The organism is Ruegeria sp. BHSC029 (assembly GCF_059613085.1).
In genome coordinates this window covers 335,506-356,165 of the sequence record NZ_JBXWRU010000001.1, presented here as the reverse complement: position 1 = coordinate 356,165, position 20,660 = coordinate 335,506, and the positions used below count along the sequence as shown (strand labels likewise).

23 protein-coding genes are annotated in these 20,660 nt (G+C 58.9%); 17 read left to right on the top strand and 6 right to left on the bottom strand.

Annotated features, from left to right (window positions below):
* Positions 1-53 precede the first annotated feature (53 nt).
* The 6 genes from AC2FML_RS01650 (at position 54) to AC2FML_RS01625 (ending at position 5,427) form a co-directional block, all read left to right on the top strand.
* The gene (locus tag AC2FML_RS01650; RefSeq protein ID WP_496781703.1) at positions 54-950 is read left to right on the top strand and encodes a DMT family transporter; all 897 of its coding nucleotides are present in this window, start codon (positions 54-56) and stop codon (positions 948-950) included.
* Positions 951-999: 49 nt separating this feature from the next.
* Positions 1,000-1,872 carry an ATPase gene (locus AC2FML_RS01645; RefSeq protein WP_170357629.1) on the top strand — a complete coding sequence of 291 codons (873 nt, stop codon included), beginning with the start codon at positions 1,000-1,002 and terminating at the stop codon, positions 1,870-1,872.
* Between the two features lie 37 nt (positions 1,873-1,909).
* Positions 1,910-2,827: a homoserine O-acetyltransferase MetA gene (gene metA / locus AC2FML_RS01640; protein WP_496781701.1), complete on the top strand. Its 918-nt coding sequence runs from the start codon at positions 1,910-1,912 to the stop codon at positions 2,825-2,827.
* The gene (locus AC2FML_RS01635) at positions 2,817-3,770 is read left to right on the top strand and encodes an alpha/beta fold hydrolase (RefSeq protein ID WP_496781699.1); all 954 of its coding nucleotides are present in this window, start codon (positions 2,817-2,819) and stop codon (positions 3,768-3,770) included. Before metA ends, AC2FML_RS01635 begins: the two co-directional genes overlap by 11 nt.
* A 49-nt stretch (positions 3,771-3,819) precedes the next feature.
* Positions 3,820-4,689, top strand: a complete 870-nt coding sequence (ppk2, locus tag AC2FML_RS01630; protein ID WP_496781697.1) for a polyphosphate kinase 2 — start codon at positions 3,820-3,822, stop codon at positions 4,687-4,689.
* Positions 4,690-4,812: 123 nt separating this feature from the next.
* Positions 4,813-5,427, top strand: a complete 615-nt coding sequence (locus tag AC2FML_RS01625) for a TetR/AcrR family transcriptional regulator (RefSeq protein ID WP_093961897.1) — start codon at positions 4,813-4,815, stop codon at positions 5,425-5,427.
* Positions 5,428-5,430: 3 nt separating this feature from the next.
* Here AC2FML_RS01625 and AC2FML_RS01620 read toward each other — a convergent pair whose 3' ends face one another.
* From AC2FML_RS01620 to AC2FML_RS01595, 6 genes are all read right to left on the bottom strand, one after another.
* A complete protein-coding gene (locus tag AC2FML_RS01620) occupies positions 5,431-6,489 on the bottom strand; it encodes an adenylate/guanylate cyclase domain-containing protein (protein WP_170403492.1) in 1,059 nt (352 codons plus the stop codon).
* The gene (locus AC2FML_RS01615; RefSeq protein WP_170338900.1) at positions 6,486-6,854 is read right to left on the bottom strand and encodes a group I truncated hemoglobin; all 369 of its coding nucleotides are present in this window, start codon (positions 6,852-6,854) and stop codon (positions 6,486-6,488) included. The genes AC2FML_RS01620 and AC2FML_RS01615 overlap by 4 nt, the downstream gene beginning before the upstream one ends.
* Positions 6,855-6,987: 133 nt before the next feature.
* Positions 6,988-7,842: a glycosyltransferase family 25 protein gene (locus AC2FML_RS01610; protein ID WP_480635942.1), complete on the bottom strand. Its 855-nt coding sequence runs from the start codon at positions 7,840-7,842 to the stop codon at positions 6,988-6,990.
* Between the two features lie 114 nt (positions 7,843-7,956).
* Positions 7,957-8,634, bottom strand: coding sequence for a GntR family transcriptional regulator (locus AC2FML_RS01605; protein WP_170357624.1), 678 nt, complete (start codon positions 8,632-8,634; stop codon positions 7,957-7,959).
* On the bottom strand, positions 8,631-9,662 hold the full coding sequence (locus AC2FML_RS01600) for a Gfo/Idh/MocA family protein (protein WP_496781694.1): 1,032 nt from the start codon (positions 9,660-9,662) through the stop codon (positions 8,631-8,633). The genes AC2FML_RS01605 and AC2FML_RS01600 overlap by 4 nt, the downstream gene beginning before the upstream one ends.
* Positions 9,659-10,750: an isocitrate/isopropylmalate dehydrogenase family protein gene (locus AC2FML_RS01595; RefSeq protein ID WP_496781693.1), complete on the bottom strand. Its 1,092-nt coding sequence runs from the start codon at positions 10,748-10,750 to the stop codon at positions 9,659-9,661. The genes AC2FML_RS01600 and AC2FML_RS01595 overlap by 4 nt, the downstream gene beginning before the upstream one ends.
* A 131-nt stretch (positions 10,751-10,881) precedes the next feature.
* Here AC2FML_RS01595 and AC2FML_RS01590 point away from each other — a divergent pair, with 131 nt between their 5' ends.
* From AC2FML_RS01590 to AC2FML_RS01540, 11 genes are all read left to right on the top strand, one after another.
* The gene (locus AC2FML_RS01590; protein WP_496781691.1) at positions 10,882-11,889 is read left to right on the top strand and encodes a Bug family tripartite tricarboxylate transporter substrate binding protein; all 1,008 of its coding nucleotides are present in this window, start codon (positions 10,882-10,884) and stop codon (positions 11,887-11,889) included.
* 58 nt (positions 11,890-11,947) lie between these two features.
* Positions 11,948-12,697 (top strand): hypothetical protein, encoded by a 750-nt coding sequence (locus AC2FML_RS01585; RefSeq protein ID WP_480753126.1) that lies wholly within the window; start codon positions 11,948-11,950, stop codon positions 12,695-12,697.
* A gap of 4 nt (positions 12,698-12,701) precedes the next feature.
* Positions 12,702-14,213, top strand: a complete 1,512-nt coding sequence (locus AC2FML_RS01580; protein WP_496781688.1) for a tripartite tricarboxylate transporter permease — start codon at positions 12,702-12,704, stop codon at positions 14,211-14,213.
* On the top strand, positions 14,213-14,500 hold the full coding sequence (locus AC2FML_RS01575; RefSeq protein WP_170357618.1) for a putative quinol monooxygenase: 288 nt from the start codon (positions 14,213-14,215) through the stop codon (positions 14,498-14,500). The genes AC2FML_RS01580 and AC2FML_RS01575 overlap by 1 nt, the downstream gene beginning before the upstream one ends.
* The gene (locus tag AC2FML_RS01570; protein WP_170445612.1) at positions 14,497-15,294 is read left to right on the top strand and encodes an N-acyl homoserine lactonase family protein; all 798 of its coding nucleotides are present in this window, start codon (positions 14,497-14,499) and stop codon (positions 15,292-15,294) included. Before AC2FML_RS01575 ends, AC2FML_RS01570 begins: the two co-directional genes overlap by 4 nt.
* Positions 15,291-16,520, top strand: a complete 1,230-nt coding sequence (otnK, locus tag AC2FML_RS01565) for a 3-oxo-tetronate kinase (RefSeq protein WP_496781686.1) — start codon at positions 15,291-15,293, stop codon at positions 16,518-16,520. The genes AC2FML_RS01570 and otnK overlap by 4 nt, the downstream gene beginning before the upstream one ends.
* Positions 16,517-17,161: a 3-oxo-tetronate 4-phosphate decarboxylase gene (gene otnC / locus AC2FML_RS01560; RefSeq protein WP_496781684.1), complete on the top strand. Its 645-nt coding sequence runs from the start codon at positions 16,517-16,519 to the stop codon at positions 17,159-17,161. The genes otnK and otnC overlap by 4 nt, the downstream gene beginning before the upstream one ends.
* A 159-nt stretch (positions 17,162-17,320) precedes the next feature.
* The gene (locus tag AC2FML_RS01555) at positions 17,321-18,409 is read left to right on the top strand and encodes a glycosyltransferase family 4 protein (protein WP_170366995.1); all 1,089 of its coding nucleotides are present in this window, start codon (positions 17,321-17,323) and stop codon (positions 18,407-18,409) included.
* 153 nt (positions 18,410-18,562) lie between these two features.
* The gene (locus AC2FML_RS01550; protein ID WP_170366994.1) at positions 18,563-19,153 is read left to right on the top strand and encodes a TetR/AcrR family transcriptional regulator; all 591 of its coding nucleotides are present in this window, start codon (positions 18,563-18,565) and stop codon (positions 19,151-19,153) included.
* A complete protein-coding gene (locus AC2FML_RS01545; RefSeq protein WP_170339481.1) occupies positions 19,150-19,410 on the top strand; it encodes a hypothetical protein in 261 nt (86 codons plus the stop codon). The genes AC2FML_RS01550 and AC2FML_RS01545 overlap by 4 nt, the downstream gene beginning before the upstream one ends.
* 18 nt (positions 19,411-19,428) lie before the next feature.
* A complete protein-coding gene (locus AC2FML_RS01540) occupies positions 19,429-20,592 on the top strand; it encodes an aromatic ring-hydroxylating oxygenase subunit alpha (RefSeq protein WP_496781682.1) in 1,164 nt (387 codons plus the stop codon).
* The last annotated feature ends 68 nt before the right edge of the window (positions 20,593-20,660 follow it).

Here is a 20,660-nt window from a genome sequence, read left to right as displayed (position 1 = left end):
TGCCGAATGCAAGTATTCCGCCTGAGGCAAACAGAAACATGCAAGAAATAGCCATGACGCAACAAAAATCCCTCTCCGCCCTTGCTTGGTTCGAGCTCATTCTTCTTGGACTGATCTGGGGCGCGTCCTTCCTGGCGATCCGCGTCGCACTGGACACGATACCTGTGATGACGGCCGTGTTTCATCGCGTTTTCTGGGCCGCGCTTGCACTTTGGGCCGTCGTTCTCCTCCGCCGAGAAACGATACCGAAGGACCCGCGTATTTGGGGCGCTTTTCTGGTCATGGGTCTGTTGAACAACGTATTGCCCTTCTCGCTGATGGCCTGGGGCCAATTGTATGTCGACACCGGTCTGACCTCGATCTTGAACGCTGCCACGGCAATCTTCGGTGTTCTGGTTGCGGCTGCGTTCTTTCCCGACGAGCGACTGACCAAACGCCGAGCCGTGGGTGTTGCGCTTGGCTTTGGCGGAGTTTCCACCGCAATCGGATTGCACAATTTCCTTGGGTTCAGCCTGCAAAGCGCTGCTCAACTGGCCATTCTGGCGGGGACCGTATCCTATGCGCTGGCGGCTGTATGGGCCCGTTTGCGCTTGTCAGGCCTGGCGCCGCAGGTTGCGGCGGCGGGAATGCTGAGCGGGTCAACCATCGTCATGCTGCCGGTAATGCTGGTCGTCGACGGTGTGCCATCGTTCGACCTGCCTATGACAACTTGCCTCGCCGTAGCTTATTACGCACTCGTTGCTACGGCTGGGGCCTACCTGCTGTACTACAGGGTTCTGGCCGCTGCCGGCAGCGGCAACCTGCTGCTGGTCACCCTGATCATCCCTCCGGTCGCCATTCTGCTGGGCGCCTATGTCCGGCACGAAACCCTTGCCCCGAATGCCTTCATCGGCTTTGCAATCCTTGCATTGGGGTTATTGATCCTAAGCCGAACCCGCGGCCGAGATTGACGCCATCGCCGGGCCGATTTAGCTAGGACAAAACAAGGGACGGTTGCACATGATCTACAGCTCGGCGAAGGACTGGCGCGAAGCGGCGCGCAAAAAGGTGCTGTTTTTCGGCATGTCCGGCTTGGGCAAGACTTACGTGTCGAACATCCTTCGCGACTCGGGCGATTGGTTCCACTACTCGATCGATTATCGAATTGGCACGCGTTACATGGGTGAATACATCACCGACAACGCCAAGGCTGAGGCAATGAAGGTTCCCTTTCTGCGGGATCTGCTGCTCTCTGACTCGATCTATATCGGTTCCAACATTTCGTTCGAAAACCTGACGCCGGTCGCCGCCTATCTGGGCAAGCCCGGAAACCCGGCGCTGGGTGGGCTGGCGATGCCGGAATATCGGCGTAGACAAGAGCAGTTCCGGCAGGCCGAAATCCACGCTCTGCTGGACACCGAATATTTCATTGACCGCGCTCAGCGTCTGTACGGGTACCCGCATTTCATCTGTGACACCGGCGGGTCAATCTGCGAATGGGTGGACCCTGACAATCCTTCCGACCACGTCTTGTCGGAACTCTCGCGCCAGACCCTGATGGTCTGGATAAAGGGCGACGACGACCACACCGCCGAACTGATCCGACGGTTCGACAAGGCCCCCAAACCGATGTCTTATCAGGCCGATTTCCTGACGCGCACCTGGCAGGAATACCTTGATCAGCACGGCTGCGCCGAGGCAGAGGTCAATCCCGACGACTTCATCCGCTGGACCTATGCCCGCGCCCTGGCCCACCGTCAGCCCAGATACCAATCCATGGCTGAGAATTGGGGGGTCACTGTTACCGCCGACGCAATCGGAAAGGTGCGGGATGCGCGTGATTTCGATGAGTTGATCGAGAGCACACTTGAGACCCGCGCCGCGGCGTCCTAACTAGAACGCTTCAGAAGAAACTGGAAAAAACCGCCTCATGCCTATCAAGATTCCGTCCGACCTCCCGGCCTTTGACGTTCTGACGAAAGAGGGCGTCATGGTCATGGCCGAGGATCAGGCCGCACGGCAGGACATCCGGCCCCTGAAGATCGGGTTGCTGAACCTGATGCCGAAAAAAATCCAGACCGAAAACCAGTTTGCCCGATTGATCGGCGCGACGCCTCTGCAGATCGAGTTGTCCCTGATCCGCATGACTGAGCATCAAACCAAAAACACCGCGGCCGAACACATGGAAGAGTTCTACCGCCCTTTTCAGGACGTGAAGGACCAGAAATTTGACGGCCTGATCATCACCGGCGCCCCCATCGAGCATCTGGAGTTTCAAGACGTCACCTATTGGGACGAACTGACCGAGGTGTTCGAATGGACCCGAACCAATGTGCATTCGACCTTCGGCGTATGCTGGGGTGGAATGGCGATGATCTATCACTTTCATGGCGTCAAAAAGTATATGTTGGACGCCAAGGCGTTTGGGTGTTTCCGGCATCGGAACCTGTCACCGGCCTCGCCTTTCCTGCGAGGCTTCTCGGATGACTGCGTGATCCCGGTCAGTCGCTGGACCGAAGTCCGTCAGGATGAAATCGACGCTACCGAAGGGCTTGTGACCCTTCTGGGCAGCGACGAGGTCGGTCCGTGTCTTGTTGAAGATCGGCAGAACCGGGCGCTGTATATCTTCAATCACTTCGAATATGACAGTGACACCCTGAAACAGGAATACGACCGGGACGTGGCCAATGGCACTCCGATCAACGTGCCGATCAACTATTATCCCGACGATGACCCGTCCCGCACGCCTCAGAACCGGTGGCGTAGCCATGCGCATCTGCTGTATGGGAACTGGATCAACGAGATATACCAGACCACTCCTTTCGACATGGCGAAAATTGGTCATTAAGTCGTTGATATACTTGGGCCTGTTTGCGGCCCTTTTTGCGGCCTTGACGGCTTGGCTTGCCGCACGCCATGAGGCCCGGGCCGAGGCCGCGTTTCCGCCAGAGGGTCAGGTATTGGATGTCGACGGCGTTGCTGTACATGCCGTCGTCATGGGCGAAGGCCCGGATGTCGTCCTGATCCACGGGTCCAGCGGCAATACCCGGGACATGACGTTTGCTCTGGCGCCGTTGCTGGCAAAATCCTTTCGGGTCATTGTATTTGACCGACCGGGACTGGGCTACTCTCAGAGCTTCTCGGCGGAGGGCGAAACCATCGTTGAGCAGGCAGAAATCCTGCAGAAAGCTGCCGCGATGCTGGGGGCCGACAAACCCATCGTAGCCGGTCAAAGCTATGGCGGGTCGGTATCGCTGGCCTGGGCTGTGACGCGACCTGACAACATCTCGGCTCTGGTCCTGATCGCCCCGGCCGCGGTGCCATGGGAAACTCCGCTCGATTCCTTCAACCGGATTACCTCGACCGCCTGGGGAAATGCTCTCGTCCTGCCGTTGATCACCGCCTACGTTCCGGACTGGTACGTCAACAAGGCCCTGGATACGGTCTTTGCCCCCCAGACGGCACCCGAAGGCTATGCCGAGCACTTTGGTCCGCCCCTGACGCTCCGCCGGTCGTCGATGCATGCCAACGCAAAACAACGGGCCAACCTCCTGAACGAAGTTGCCGAGCTGCAACCGCGCTACCCCGAGATTTCGGTGCCCACCGAAATTGTGCATGGTACGGCAGACACCACAGTTGGGCTGGGCTGGCATTCCGAGCGGTTGATCGAACAAATCCCCGGCGCTGAGCTGATCGAACTTGAAGGTATGGGTCACATGCCTCAAGTGGTGGCCGCTCCAGAAGTTGCTGCTGCGATCGAACGTGCCGCCGAACGAGCGGGTTTGCGTTAACCCCGCCCGTAATCCATAGTAGAAACTGGATTTTATGGCGAGGCAACTCATGACCCGTGCAGCGGACCGAGCAATCAACAGCTACTTTCGGAACGACGCTCCGGAGAGCGTGCGAAAGGCCATCGAAGACGCTGAAAAAGGCGACATCCTCAACCCCAGCTACCCATATCAGGAGAGGATGAAGCGCAAGGACTATGACAATCAGATGGAGGCCCTGCAGATCGAACTGGTCAAGATGCAGGCATGGGTCAAGGAAACCGGACGACGCATCGCGATCGTGTTCGAGGGTCGAGATGCAGCGGGCAAAGGCGGTACCATCAAGCGGTTCCGGGAAAACCTGAACCCGCGTGGCGCCCGCAATGTCGCCCTCAGCAAGCCCTCCGACGCCGAGCGCAGCCAATGGTACTTCCAGCGGTACATTCAGCACCTGCCATCGGCTGGCGAGATCGTTTTCTTCGATCGCAGCTGGTACAACCGGGGGGTCGTCGAAAACGTCTTTGGATTTTGCACCGCAGACCAGCGGGAACGCTTCTTCAGGCAGGTCATGCCACTGGAGAACGGGCTTGTTCATGACGGCATTCACCTGTTCAAATTCTGGCTCAACGTCGGGCGCGCAGAACAGCTCAGCCGGTTTCTCGCGCGCGAGAAAGACCCGCTGAAACAATGGAAACTGAGCCCTATAGACATCGCCGGTCTGGGCAAATGGGATGAATACACGCAGTCGATTTCTGAAACTCTGACACGCTCCCATTCCGATCTGTGCCCTTGGACGATCATCCGTTCGGACGACAAGAAGCGCGCCCGGCTTGCGGCAATCCGGGCGGTATTGTCGACCTTGGACTATGACGAAAAGGACGCCGAAGCCGTTGGAGAGCCCGACCCGATGATTTGTGGCGGACCGGAAATCTGGGATGCGTAGTCTAGGGCGCCTTTGGTCAAGCGGTGGCCCCTCCGATCATGCCCCGGGGATTGGACCTGCTGCGCCGCGTGCATTATGTCTGGTTGGTAAAAGAGCACGCAACCACAGGCAGGTGCCGTCGGAATGACCAAACGCGGCTATCACCATGGAAATCTGAAACAGGCGCTGATCGACGCCGCCCTCTCGCTGATCGAAGAAAAAGGTCCGACCGGCTTCACATTGTCTGAGGCCGCAAAACGGGCCGGCGTCACCCCAGCCGCGGTTTACCGACACTATCAGGGTCGCGAGGATCTGATCGCCGAGGCGGCCCGTCAGGGGTTCGAGATGTTCGCGGACCTCATGCAGTATGCCTATGACAAGGGGCAGCCCTCGGCGCTGGCCGCTTTCGAAGCGACCGGGCGCGCATATCTGGCGTTTGCGCGCAAGCATCCCGGCCATTACATCTCGATGTTCGAAAGCGGAATCTCGGTCAACCGGACGCCCGAGCTGGCGCTGGCCGCCAACCGTGCAAAGGAGGTTCTGGAAATGGCTGCGGCCGATCTTTCAGAACACATTCCGCCGGAAAAGCGACCACCGGCGTCTATGTTCAGCGCGCATATCTGGGCGATGAGCCATGGTGTAGTCGAGCTTTATGCCCGCAATGCGGGGGCCAGTTCGCCGTTCCCGCCCGAAGACCTTTTGGAATCCGGGATCGGCATTTACCTCAGAGGGTTGGGGCTGGTGCCGCCCGACGAATGATCGTCAAAACATCCGGCTGGCATGCGGTGCGTTCAGCCGTGAGGTGACATTGATCAGATCCATCATGCCCATCCCCTTGATGTCGACCGGACCCAGGTCCGAGACCTGGAATTCATCGATCAGGGCATATTTCATCTCTTCCGGGGCAACGATGTTCATGGGGTTCGCAAAGACCTGCAACCGCGATGCTATATTCACGGCCGGTCCGAAAACGTCATAGACGTATTTCTGGATCCCTACCACGGACCCAACGGCGGGCCCCATTCCAAGCCCGATCCGAGCCTGCCATTTGTGCGGATGACTTTCGTTGCGCCGTTCCAGATACCGCAGAAATCGGACCGCACAATGCGCAACCGCCGTGGCATGGTCAGGCGTGGCGTCGGGCATGCCTGAGACCGCAAGATAGGCGTCCCCGATCGTCTTGATCCGTTCACACCCGAACTGTTCGACGATCCGGTCGAAGGCGGTAAAGATGTCATTCAACTCGCTGAGAGTGACCGTAGGGTCTGTTTTTGCCGCAAAATCCGTAAAGCCGACGAAATCCAGCATGACCACGGAAACCTGATCATACAGCTGAGGCGTGACTACGCCGAAGGTTTTGAACTCCTCATAAACCGCACGCGGCATCAGGTTCAGCAAAAGCCGTTCGACCCGTTCCTTTTCTCTTTCCAACTCCCGGGTGTTGCGCTCGACCATGGTCGAATAGCTGTCGATCATGCTTTCCAGCTCACGAATTTTCGTGATGTTCTGACACTCGACAACCAGAACCTGCTCATCCATCCCGTTGGCCAAGGAAATCGTCACCGCGAAGATCAGCGTGCGGCGTTTCGGCTTCATCTGCAGCTCGGCCGAGTATCGCAGGCCCGATTGCTTGACGTCATCCAGTTCGCGCTGGTCGAGATCCGGCAATATATCCAAAAGTGTCTGGCCGGGCTCGGGTTTGCCGAACCATTCGGCGAATGGACCATTGTGGAACACGAAGGTCAGGTCCGAGGCCCGCAATACCGCTATACCGACCCCGATGGCACGCAGCAGATGCTCGTTGATGGCCAGGATGCTCATGCCGCATCCCGGGCAACGATGATCGCCCTTTTGCCTTCGATCGCAGCCAGCGCGACCTGCACGTCATCTTCGGTCATTCCATGAATTGAAAGGGCTTCACCGAACAGCGTAGCCATCTCGTCGAAATCGTCATGGCTGATGTTGAGGTGCCGATGCACGGCCTCGATCCGATCATCACTGAAAGACGCGGGACCACCCACCAGAGACGAAACGAATTTGGTTTGGTGATCGATCAACCGTGGCATGTCGATATCTTCGAAGTAGCCTCCGATCTCGTCCGATTCCAATGCCATTTCGTAAAATGTCATCACGATCCGGCTGATGGTTTTGAACCCGCCGTATTTCTCGTAAATCGTTTGACCCACACCAAAACCCCAAAAAATCGCGCAATAACACTGCGAGGTTATATCAAATCGAGAGTTTTGTTAACGTTTATGCACTTTGCGACTGGCGCGGATGGTTGGAACCGCTTGGTTTTTCACCACTGGCTCAAAGACTTCAGGACCAAGGGCGCACGATCAGATCGTCGGCACAGGGAATGAAGTCCACCATGCCGCCGCGCTGGACAAGCCGCTCCTGACCGCCCAGCTTCCATTTCAGTTTTCGGCCGGCCGACTGAAGCTCGCGCCGCAGCCGAAACCACGTAGGGCCCTTGTCCAATCCGCTGTTTGTGGCTGCGCTTTGGGTTCGTTCGCTGCTTTTGACCGGTTCGTCGATCTGCTCCTGCCGTCCCGACCAGATCATCTGGACACCCACGGCCGGAAAGCACTGAAACATGTTCCAATCCCTGCGCGGCAAGGACAGAAAGTCATCGAGATGGTCAGAATATCTCTGCGACCATGCCAACAATTTGCGGCAGCCTGCCTGTGACAGAACATAGGCCGCCGCACTTGGCGCCATTTCCAACATTGGGCGCACGCGGACATTTCCGATCCCGGTCTCCGGCCCAAAGCGCAGTGACCGGGGCGAGTAATCCAATTTGACGCAATCATAGGCTTCCGGGTGGTTCAGCACTTCGGTGATCACCCGGCCAGCGCCAGAGGACATTTCCACATCATCCTCAAAGACGACTGCGGCTGGAAGGTTCCGATCGACGATCCGTTGCCAAACCGATCTATGGCTTTCGAAACAGGCGATTTCGCTGGTCGTCAGACCCCAGCGCGTTCCCGTTCCCGCGACATATCGGTTTTGCTCCAACGCGCCCGACTGACTGGCATCCGTGGCGCTAATCCTATGCGCACCCACAAGGCCCGCCTTCAGAAACTGCGCTTCCATGAACGCTCGGCGCTCGGGCACACGGTCCAGATTGATGTAATAGACGCTGTCGCCTGCCATCTGCTGGGTTATCTGCACCGGAAGTCCTTTCGCATCGCGCGCCGCTTTATTGGCCATATCCCCAGTTGGGACCGGAAGTCCAGATTGCACAGCCGGCAGATCTACGGCCAGCGGGCTGAGCGAACTGACTGGCTAAAGCTTGTTCAGCCGATGCTTTTCCAAGATGTCGATGATGACGGATTTGGCATGCAGCCGGTGCTGGCGATGCCGGTCGCGCGCCACATCAGGTTTGCCGTCGCGGATTGCCGTATAGACCGCACGGTGATCCTCATTCGACTTGACCGGCAACGGGCGGATGAACAGGGTCGAGGCCCGCGCCCTGCGGACCTGGTCGCTCATCATGGACACGATGCTTTCCACCCGCCGGTTGCCACCCAATCGGACAAGCTCGCGGTGGAACAGGTCGTCGGCCTTGGCCCATGCCTCCAGGTCTTCGTCACCGATGGCGCGATCCATTTGGGCGATCGAGTCCGCCAACGGCTGAAGGTCTTGCTCGGAAAATCCGGCCTGGGCCGCGCGTTCGGCTGCAAGGCTCTCCAACTCGGTCAGAATGTCATAGATCTCGCGCATGTCATCCGGAGATACCGGCAGGATCCGCACCCCTTTGCGCGGCCGCATTTCCAGCAGGCCCTTGCTTTCCAACATTAGCGCTGCTTCGCGAACCGGCGTGCGCGACATCCCCAACTGCTCGGCCAGTTCGGTTTCCAGATGGTCGGTGCCGGCGGCCAACTCTCCGGTCAGGATCATCCGCCGCAAGTCCCGCACCGCGCGTTGAGTATTCGAGAGAGCCTTGCCGGTCTCGTTTTTCATTCGGCCTCCAAAACGATTTTCCTGCCCTCCGCATCAGATCTGTAGATCGCCTGTTCAATGCGGATAACGTCCAGATAGTCCGGGCCAGTATTTTCCAAATGCGTTCCATTTAGAAGACCGGATATGACATGCTGCTGCAATGCGTGCACGCAATCGCCACCAAAGCCCTCCCATTTATCGGGTGCAAGCAACTGCTCTCTGCTCTGGCTGCCGAATTCCCGCAGCCCAACGGCGCCAAAACCATCCATCGTCAGCGTTCCGCCGGTGCCTTCGATCAGGGCCTCCCCCATGGTGCGGCGCAGATTGTCCGAGGCATGATCCAGGTTCCGGTTGCCATCGAATACGGCCCTCAAGCCGTTTTCGAACTCAAAGATGACATAGCCTGCGTCCTCTCCGGCAATGACCGGGTTTATCCGCCGCAGATCGGCATAAACCGAGATCGGATTGCCGAACAAGAACCGGAACGTATCGACCCAATGCACCGCCGTTTCGTGGATCAGAAAACGCGGCATTTTCTGAAAATAGGGTTGCCGATCAAGATAGGCGCGCGGCCCCTGCCCGTCGCCCGGGCGCAGCCGGAACGTGGCCTGCAACGGCGTCCCGATATCCCCGCGTGTCAGGGCGTCCTTCATCACCCGATACCACGGCTGAAAGCGAAAATTCTCGTGGACAACGACGGTGGCTCCGGCATCCCGAGCATCCTGCAGAACAGCCTCTGCTTCTGCCAGAGATAGACAAAACGGTTTTTGGCACAGGATCCAACTCACACCTGCGTCCAGCGCGGCACGAATTGCGTCGGCATGACCCTCAGGCGGCAGGATTATGTCCAACAGCTGGGGAGATTCCCGGGCCAGCATCGACGGCAGATCATCATAGGCAGGCAACCCAGTGGCGGCCGCCTTCTCGAGATCGCGATCACATGCGGCGACCAGTTGAGCCTGCGGTATGCGGCGCCAGCTGCCATAGTGGAACTGGCTGAAATAGCCGGCGCCGACACAGGCGACACGAATGAACTGCTGGCTGCTCACGCCGAAAACACCCTGTCCGCCACCGCCCGCGCTGCGGCCAGCGTGTCGGCTTCTCCGCCAAGATCACGGGTCAGAATTCGGCCCTCGGATACGACGCTGTCGACTGCCGCGTGTAGCCGTTGCCCATCGCGCGACAACGCGGGGTTTTGATGCCGCAACCCAAGCCATTCCAGCATCATCGCCGCCGACTGGAACATGGCAAACGGATTGGCGATGCCTTCCCCGGCAATGTCAGGGGCGGATCCGTGACAGGGCTGGAACACCGCATGATCCAGACCAATGTCAGCCGAGGGCGCCAGCCCCAGCCCTCCCATCAGACCGGCCCCAAGGTCAGACAGGATGTCTCCGAACATGTTTTCCGTGACAAGAACATCAAATTCCCAAGGCTTCTGAACCATCCACAAGGCCGTTGCATCCACATAGGCATGATCCGCAACCAAATCCGGGTGACGCTCAGCCTCGGCATCGAACAGATCCCGAAAGAATGCAAAGGCACGGAAGACGTTGGCCTTGTCCACACAGGTGACACGACCCCGACCCTGCCCGGATGCCTTTCGGTCATGCGCCAACTGGAAGGTAAACCGAAACAGCTTTTCGCAGACCTCTCGGGTGATCAGCAGCGTCTCGCGCGCCTCGTCCTCGGTCACTTCTCCGCACCCCTGGGTGTGAAACAACCCCTCAGTACTTTCGCGGATCAGAACAAAGTCAATTTCCTTGCCGGGCGGCAGGGCCAACGGTGTTGCTTGCCCAGCTCTCACCCGCACAGGGCGCACCCCGGCAAACAGCCCCAGCGCCTTGCGTAGGTCGATCTGAGGTGAAATCTCGGTCCCATCCGGGTACCGAACGTCCGGCAAACCCATCGCGGACAGTAGAATGGCATCTGCCTGCCGCGCCGCATCCATTGACGCTTTCGGAAATGATTCTCCGGTTTGCGCATAGTGGGCTGCCCCGGCCGGGACCTCCCGAAACTCAAGTGTATAGTCCTCGGTCTGCTCAGACAGCTGCGCAAGGATGCTTAGCGTTGGAGCCATGATTTCCGGGCCGATCCCGTCTCCGTGGAACACTGCAATCTCTAGTTTCTCGGCCATCTGCGCCCTGCGTCCTTTTCCTGTGTTCTTGCGTTCGACCTTAAATCAATTCCGGTCGTTGACAACGCATTGTGTAACGTATACGCAATTTAATGCAACAATAAACACATCACTGCATCTGGGAGGAAAAAATGAAGTCGAAAATCGCAAGGTTGGCTGCGGCCGCCCTACTGACGGCAGGTGCCGCAGGGCTCGCCAGCGCACAGGAATATCCGTACCGGGACATTACCACCGCCGTCGTCTGGGGCGCCGGAGGCGGTACCGACACCATCAACCGGATGATCATGGCCGAGATGGAGAAACACCTGCCGGTATCGATCAACGTGATCAACCAGACCGGAGGCGTGGCGGGTTCAAACGGAATGGTCTACGTCATGAACCAGCCTGATGACGGCTATACGTTGGTCGGACTTTCCGAATCAAACGTGACCGCCGCCGTCCAGGGCGGCTGGGACAAAAAGTTCGACTACTGGTATCCGTTCATCGTTGGCGGCTCGCCGGATTTGATCTCGGTTCCCGCTGACAGCGCCTACAACAGCCTTGAAGAGCTGGTGGACGCGGCGAAGGCCGCGCCAGGAACCATCCCCGCGGCAGCCTCGGGTGCGGGATCCATCCACCACCTGAACCTGCTGGCCATCGAAAAGGGCTCGGGCGCCGAGTTCAAATTCGTCCCCTACAAAGGCTCAGCTCCGGGGCAAGAGGCCGCCATCGCCGGTGAAGTTGCGCTGGTCGTGACCTCGTTGGCGGAACAGGCCCCGCTGATCGAAGGCGGACAGTTGCGCCCTCTGGCGATGCTGACACCTGAAAACGCGGAAATCGCGGGAATGACCGTTCCCTCGGCCTTTGGCATCTATGACGGGCTCGACCAATATTTGCCGCTGAAACAGGCAATCGGCTTTGCGGTCCACAATTCGGCAAGCGACGATGTAAAGGCTAAACTGGCCGAAGCATTCCAGAAAGCCATGGCCTCGCAGGCCGTTGCCGATTGGGCCGCAGCAAACAATTATGACATCGGCGGACAGTACGGACCCGAGGCGCAGAAGCTGTTCTCGACGCTGGAATCCACCTTTGCATACACACTGCAAGATTTGGGTGCGACGACCGTCGATCCGGCCTCTCTGGGCATCGAGAAGCCCTAAGCGACAAACGATCTTGGGGGCGCGGTTCCGCGCCCCTTTTTTGCACGGGAGGGCAAAGTTGGAAAAGGCTGAGGACATTCTGGTCCTGCGCGCACGGGATTTCTGGGCGTCGCTGGTTTTGGGGGCGACATCGGTGTTCTTTCTGTGGAAGACCATGGACATCCCCCTGTGGGGTGAAAACAAGGCGGGGGTCAGCGGTACCCAATGGTACGACTCAGCAGCCATTGTTCCGTTGTTCATCTTTGTGGGCCTGTTGTGCCTCTCGATCGCGCTGTTCGTGATCTCGGTCCGGTCCGGCGGGGCGCGGCACGCCCTTGGTGCGGCTGGCATCGGCTGGAACCCTGACGAAGCATTTCGGTTTTCCACCATTGGCCTGATCCTTCTGGCTTATGTGGGCGGGCTGGTCCCGCGCGTCGATTTCATCCTGTGTTCCGGCCTTCTGATTACCGCTCTCATATTTGGGTACTACGGTGGGCACCCGCGGCGCGCGATGATCGCTTGCGGCGCCGTTTGCCTGGCTGGGTTCACGTCCTGGTTGCTCTACCCTGCTCAAGCCGACTGGAACGCACATGCGGACGACTGGATCACGTTGGGCATTTGGGTTGCCCTGACGATCCCGGTTTTGATCAAAGCCCGGTCCGAGCGGCTTTTGCGGGTTGTTCCCTACATTGCCGTCCTGGCCCCGTTTATTCTTGTTTGCGCCATGGCCTTCGGGTTTCGCCAGAATGTTCCGGCGCGCGGTGGCCTGCTGTTTCAACAAATCGAGTACCACTATTACGTGACGCTCCGCCCGATCTGGAAAGGCTAAGACCATGGAGTTCGTCTTGTCTCAGCTGGCGGGTTTCGGCCATGCCTTCGCTGCGCTGGTCGCCGATCCGCTGACCTATCTCTATCTGGTTTTTTCGGTCTTTCTGGGCATAACATTCGGTGCCCTGCCCGGCCTGACCGCGACCCTTGCCGTGACCATTCTGACCGGATTCTTCGGCAACAAGATCCCGCTGGATTACTCTTTGATCGCACTGCTGGGCGCATATGTGGGGGCGATTTACGGCGGGTCCTATCCCTCGATCCTGCTAAACATCCCAGGCACCGCCGCCAGCGCCGCCACCGCAATGGACGGTCACCCGCTCGCCAAGGCCGGACGCGGAGGTGAGGCGCTTGGTTTGACGACGACGGCCAGTTTCATCGGGACCATTATCGGCACACTCACGCTCCTGATCTTCGTCTGGGCACTGCTGCTTGTTTCAAAGAACATCGCAAGCCCGGAAAAGGCGCTACTGGCCCTGTTCGGTATCCTTCTGTCTGGCACGCTCATGAGCGAGGACCTGGTACTCAAAGGGTGGATATCCGGTCTGATCGGGCTTGCCATGGCCATGGTCGGACTTGACCCCTTGCTGTCCGAACCCCGCTACACTTTCGGCTGGTCCTACATGCTGAGCGGGTTCCAGGTGGTGCCCGTTCTCATGGGGGCCTTCGCGATCCCTCAGATCATCGAAGGCCTGCGCCATGTCGAAGCCGGCAAGGTCATGGCTCTGAAAGGCTCGATCCTGCCAAATCTCTCGACGGTCCGCCGTCACCTGCCCACCATCGGCAGGTCCGGCGTGATCGGCACCGGCGTTGGTGCCCTGCCGGGCGTCGGCGAGGATGTTGCCGGATGGGTCAGCTACGGTGTCGGCAAAACCGTTTCGAAGGATGGGAAGAACTTCGGCAAAGGTTCACTGGACGGGCTTTTGTGTTCAGAGACAGCAAACAACGCCTGTATCGGCGGCGCACTGATCCCCCTGTTGGTGCTGGGCATCCCCGGCTCACCACCCGCGGCCGCGCTGCTGGGGGCGTTCAAAATCAACAACGTCATCCCCGGCCCAACGATCGACCCCGAAATTATCCTGCGGGTCGTGGCCATCCTGGTGCTGGCATCGTTGACGATGTTCCTGATGGGCCTTTTCACCGCGCGGGTCTTCATCAAGATTCTCAAAATCCCGCAAACTGTTTTCTTGCCCGTCGTGATGGTTCTGACCACGATTGGTTCATTCAGTGTGGGTGGCGGCATCAATGACCTTTACCTGATGCTGGGGGTCGGCTTGGTGGCGTATTTCATGAACCTGATGAAATATCCGATTGCGCCACTGGTCATCGGCGTCATCCTTGGCGGGTTGTTCGACGAGACATTCCGCCGGTCACTGTTCCTGTCGGATGGTGATCTGTCAGTATTTGTTTCTCGACCCGGAGCAGCAATTCTGCTGGTGTTGAACCTGGCGCTGATCCTCAGCCAATTGCCTCCGGTCAAACGCCTGTTCGCCCGCCTGAAAGGAGCGCCCGCCTGATGTATGCCGTCACCGTAACCTTTGAGTTGAAGCCCGGGACACGCGAGCGTTTCCTGCCTCTGATGCTGGACAACGCGCGCACGTCGTTGAGCGACGAACCCGGGTGTCTGCAATTCGACGTCTGCGCAGGCGACGATCCGGCCATCGTTTTTCTGTATGAGATCTACGCGAACGCAGACGCGTTCAGGATCCACTTGGACAGTCCGCATTTCAAGACATTCGATCTGGCGGTTTCGGATATGGTGGTCCGAAAGCAGGTCAACACGTTCTCCGAGGTCATGCGATGAACGACTGGGAAGTCTATGCCATCAAATATGCGGACAGAAATGCCCGCACCCGCGCTGACAGCTTCATTTTGGATGACGATCACGCGGCTCCTCATGCCATGGACTACTACCTGTGGCTGCTCAGGCGCGGCACGCAGGTCATTCTGGTGGATACCGGGTATGACACCGACGAAGGGCTGAGCCGCGGACGGCCTATTGCCATGGATCCGCGTGAAGCCTTGCTGCCTTTCGGGATCGCGCCAGAGGCCATTCAGCAAGTGATCGTCACGCACCTGCACTATGACCACGCAGGGGGTCTGCACCTGTTTCCAAACGCCACGTTGCATATGCAGTCGGCCGAGATGGCCTTTGCCACGGGTCCCTGCATGTGCCACGACACTCTGCGCGCGCCATTTTCGGCCGGTCATATCTGCGAGGCGGTCAAGCGGCTTTATTCCGGCAAAGTGGTTTTCCACGACGGCGACGCCGAGTTGGTCGACGGTGTCACGGTCCACTGCATCGGCGGCCACTCCCGCGGGCTGCAATGCGTACGGGTCCGGACCGCCAGCGGCTGGATGGTATTGGCGTCGGACGCATCGCATTACTACGAGAACTTCATGGCCCGAAAACCATTTCCCATTGTGGTCGACCTGCAGGACATGCTGGACGGCTTTGACAAGCTGCAAAGCCTCGCGTCTGCCCCTGGCCTGATCATCCCAGGCCACGATCCGCTGGTCCGGTCCGTTTTTGCCCCGGGACCAGCCGACCACATCAACCGTTTGGACACGGGGCCAATCAGAGAGATCAAACTATGAAGATCGGAGTCATTGCCGATGATTTCACCGGCGCATCCGACATTGGCCTGACCCTCGCTGAGGGCGGAATGCGCGTCAGCCAGTTTGTTGGCATCCCAAAGGGCCACGCGGACCAGGATCTTGATGCGGCCGTGGTTGCGCTCAAGTCACGCACGGCCCCGGTTGACGAGGCGGTGCGCGACAGTCTGGCGGCCTGTGACTGGCTGCTGTCCCAGGGTGCGCAGCAAATCGTCTTCAAGGTCTGTTCGACCTTCGACAGCACCGCAAAGGGCAATATTGGTCCGGTTCTGGATGCGCTGTCGGAAAGGCTGAACGCTCCGACCACAATCGTCTGCCCGGCGTTTCCTGAAAATGGGCGCAGCGTCTACCAAGGGCACCTGTTCGTGCAGGACAAGTTGCTGAGTGAAAGCGGCATGCAGAACCATCCACTGACTCCGATGACCGACCCTGATCTCCGGCGTCTGCTGGCCGCTCAGTCCGCCCGTCCGATTCATCATGTGGCCGCCTTGGTGGTCATGCAGGGGGCTGCAGCCATTCGGTCTGCCCTGCCTGCCAAAGGTCATACGATTGTCGACGCGATCCGCGACGCAGACCTGCTGGAAATCGGCAAGGCTGCCCGCGATACCCTGCTCCTTTGCGGCGGGTCCGGGATCGCGCTTGGGTTGCCGGCAAATTTTGGCTTCAAACCGCGACACCCACAGTGGGACGGCGTGTCCGGACCCGGCATTGTGCTGTCAGGATCCTGCAGTCGCGCCACCCGAGAGCAAGTCTCGCGCTACCGGGACATCGCCGCACACCGCGAGGTCACCGCGCGGGACGCGGTCAGCGGCTCGATCTCGGTGGAAGAATTGGTCAACTGGGCGCTCGAGCAGAAACAACCGCCGCTGATCTACTCTTCGGCCGATCCACAAGTCGTGAGGCAGGCACAGGATTCCTTCGGCAAGGAAAAGGCATCTGCAGCCATCGAAAACCTGTTCTCCGATCTCTCCCGCAGCCTGCGGACCGCGGGCTTCCGCCGGATGGTCATTGCAGGGGGTGAGACTTCGGGCGCGGTTGTCCAGGGCCTGCGCGCACAACAGTTGCAGATCGGCCCCCGCTTGGCCGCCGGCGTTCCCATGGTACTCCTGCCCGGCACCCCGTCCGTTGCACTGGCGCTGAAATCGGGCAACTTCGGCGGCCCCGATTTCTTTGCGGACGCCTTGAACAGAATGGAGCAACAACAATGAGCGAGGCGGCGAAGCTGCGGGAAGAAATCTGTCTGCTTGCAAAGTCGATGTTCGACCGGGGACTGACCTGCGGCGCGTCGGGCAACATCTCGGCCCGGCTGTCCGACGGAACGATCCTGGTTACGCCGACCGGCAGTTCGATGGGGTTTCTCGACCCGGCACGGATCAGCCATCTGGATGCCAGGTTTCAGCACATTGATGGCGACTTGCCGACCAAGGAAGTCCCACTGCACTCGGCCTTCTACGACACAAGGCAGCAGACCGGGGCTGTGGTCCACCTCCACTCGACGCATTCGGTGGCCTGGTCCATGCTTCCCGAAGTTAACCCCGAGGACGTTCTGCCGCCATTGACCCCGTATTCAATCATGCGGGTCGGCCGGGTGAAATTGCTGCCATTCTTCCTGCCCGGCGACCCTGAAATGGGAAATGCGGTCCGGGGACTAGCCGGACAGCGCAGCGCGGTTCTGCTGGCCAATCACGGCCCTGTGGTTGCCGGCAAAGATATCTGGGCTGCCAGTTTCGCAATGGAGGAACTGGAGGAAACCGCAAAACTCGCCCTGTTGACCCGAGGACTGAACCCTCGCCAGCTAAGCGCCGAACAAATTTCAGCCCTGTACGACATGACAGGCCACAGCAAGTAGCCGGTTCGAACACCCGCTGCTCTGACAACACGCTTTGCGATCCAATCGGCCGGACTTCGGATATTGTCGCCAGCTTTTGCGTCCATTTCTGGCAATGATCATCTCAAGCTTGCTCAATTACCCTGCGTAAATTACCATTTTCGGCGGGGGACTGTGTCGTTGAATGGTTCAAAGCTGCTTTTTGTGCAGGCAGGGTTCGGTCCGGGTGGTGCGGAAAAAGTCATCGCCATGTTGTCGAACCATTTCGTAGAACGCGGATGCGAGGTTCACGCAACGGCGTTCAGCATGCCGGAAAACGGTCCCTATTTTTCGATGAACGAAAAAGTGCGGACCAGCGCGCTGTCCGGCAGGCGCGGACAGTTCAATAGGATCACGCACGTCCGTTCCGTCATTCGCGAACTACGACCCGATGTCGTGATTTCGTTTCTGACCAAAGTGAATGTAATCACCTTGATCGCCACGCTGGACTCCAAGCTGCCGGTCATCATTTCGGAACGGAACAACCCACGTCTACAGGACGCACACCCCGGATGGGCGCGACTGCAATCCGTTCTGGGCCGAAGGTCGAAGGCTGTCGTTGCATTGACGCAAAAAGGTCTGGCGGATCTGCCCGGCCCGCTCCGCCGTCGCGGTCGGGTCATACCGAACCCGATCGAGCCTTTCACACGCGCGCAGGTGTCGAACTCCGAAAAAGCGCGTCACCTGGTCTCGGTCGGTCGCCTGGTGCCGCAGAAAGGTTTTCACCTTCTTCTGGAAACCATGGCCAGGATCCATGCCGCGTGCCCATGGACCACCCTGACGATCTACGGTGAAGGTCCCGAGCGTCCCGCACTCGAGCAATTGCGCAAGTCTCTGGGTCTTGAGGGCTGCGTTCATTTGCCAGGCAACACGGCCCGGGTCGGCGACTGGGCCAACGACGCCGATATCGTGGTTGGGTCTTCGCTGTATGAAGGGTTTCACAATGTTGTCGCCGAAGCCGTCGTCAGCGGGATCCCGGTCGTCTCATTCGATTGTGACTATGGTCCGTCCGAATTCATCCGCCACGGACGAAATGGCTATCTGGTGCCGACCGGCGACGTCACCGGACTGGCAGAAGCCGCCATTCGTCTGATCAATGACCCGACGGCCCGCGCGGGAATGGCAAACGAATCCGATGAGTTAAGGGCGCTTCTTTCTCCAGAGAGGGTCTACTCCGCGTGGGAGAACGTCGTCGCGGACGCAGTTGCGCGAAATGGTCGTATGATCTGACGAGACCCGACACAGACGACCATCCGATCATACCAAATCCTGAGCAGGGACAGGCTGATTTTGGCCTGCCCTCAACCCTGCTTTTGTTAATTTTCATTATTGACAATTTATCCGTTGTAGTTATTTGTCAAAAATGACAATAAAGGAACCCCAATGCCCCGGCCTACGCTCAAAGACCAACGATCCGCTGAAATACTCGATGCCTACCTGACCTGTGTGGCCCGTTTCGGATTGGAAGGCGCAACACAAGAACGCATCGCGGCGGAGGCTGGTGTCAAACGGCCCTTGTTGCGCCACTACTTGGGAAACCGGGATGACATGACGGCGGCATTGGCAGACCACGTGATCAACGCTTTTGCCGAAGTTACAGAGGCGGTCTCGGTTCACTTCGGGTCGCAGGGTGAACCATCTGAGCTGATTGATGCCCTGTTTGACGACGGGCACGGACATGATCCCCGGCTGATGCTGGCTTGGCAGGCTTTGGCAACGGCCGCAGAACGCATTCCTGACCTGGGCCCCAAACTGACCCAAAGCTACGCCGACTTTCTGGCCGTCATCGAAGGCAATCTGGCCCGCGCCTATCCATCGGCACCTCCCGAACGCATTCGGGCCGTCGCCCATGGAGTAACCGCTTGCGCTCAGAACATCGACGCGCTTGTCCCGATTTCACCGCCAGCTCAGTGGCGCGACGATCTGAAAGCGGCGGCGCTGGCGTTGCTTGCAAGCTTGGAGAGTGACGCATGATCAATCTCCCCAGACTGATCAACTACGCAGCCCTACCCGTTCTTTTGGTGGCCACATGGCTGGGGCTCCAATGGCCCTGGGGGCTGGTATTCCTCTGGTGGGCCATACCGTCGATCCGCAGCGGCCAAGCTTTCCTGATCAATACCGTCAACCGCGAAACCGATCCACTCCTGTTCTGGACCGTTACTGTTCTTTGGATGGTCTTCGGCGGCCTGATGGTTACCGCCGACATCGCACCGGCCGACTATCCGGCCTGACTGGTCTGAGAGGTTTTCATGACACGAATGTATCACCGGCTTCCCGCCTCTGCCTATACAGCGCAGGACTGGTACGGCCGCGAGCAAGAACTGATCTTCTCTCGCACCTGGCGATATGCCGGGTTTGCCGAGGATGTACCCGAGCCCGGACATTACATCTCGGTCCAGGCAGGTTTGCACAACATCTTCGTCGTAATGGGGCGCGACCGTCGGCTGCGGGCGTTCCACAACATCTGCCGTCACCGCGGAACCCAATTGATCCGTGCAGTGGGCAAAACACAGAAGGCACTGACCTGCCCCTATCACGATTGGACCTACGATCTGGAAGGCAACCTGATCTCGGTCCCGGATGAAGACCGCGAATATCCTGACGGCATCGACAAATCTTGCCTCGGGTTGAAACCCGCAAGCGTCGATCTCTGGCGCGGGATGATCTTCGTGCACCCTAACCCGCAGGCGCCGAGCCTTGCGGAGTGGTTCGGGCCCGTGGATCCGTTGCTGGGCCCGCACAAGCCCGAAGAATTGGTCGAATACGGCGAAGCCCGCCAAAGCTATGAGATCCGCGCCAACTGGAAGATCGTGGTTGAGAACTACATCGACGTCTTCCACCTGAGCCACCTGCATTCGAACACGCTTCACATGTATGACCACGGTCGCGCCGAATACGGCTGGAAAGGTCCACACTATCATTTTTGGGAGCCGCCCGCGTCAGACTATGCCCGCGCGCTCGAGAAAAACCTGCCCACTCCGCGGGTAATCCCGAAACCGCATGTTGGCGCCTGGGTGCCGATGCTGTTTCCGGGCATTGGCCTGGCAGGCAGTGAAGACAGCTGGAACATCTTCATCATCACGCCGCTTGCGCCCGACCGAACACGCGTGGAAAACCGCACCCGATTGGCCAGCGCGTCGGCTTGGGAGTACTCGCAGCAGCAATGGTCATCTTATGCGTTCTGGCGTGACTTCGGTGGCCCGAAATACAAAAGCGACGATGCGTTGGGCAAAGATGACCCGATGGCATCGGGCGATTTCACGGCCGAAGATGTCTATGCCTGCGAACAGCAACAGAAATCCTTGGCAAGCCCGTTGTTTGAAGTCGGCCCCGCCTCTGTCGGAGAAGGCCCGGTTTTGCAGCATCAGCAAGTTGTTATGGACTTCATGACGAAAGTTGAGGCCGAGACATGACCAGGCCCAAAACACTCTCCCCAAACGCCATCCCTGGGCCGGCACCAATCATCCCGCGCCCAACTGCC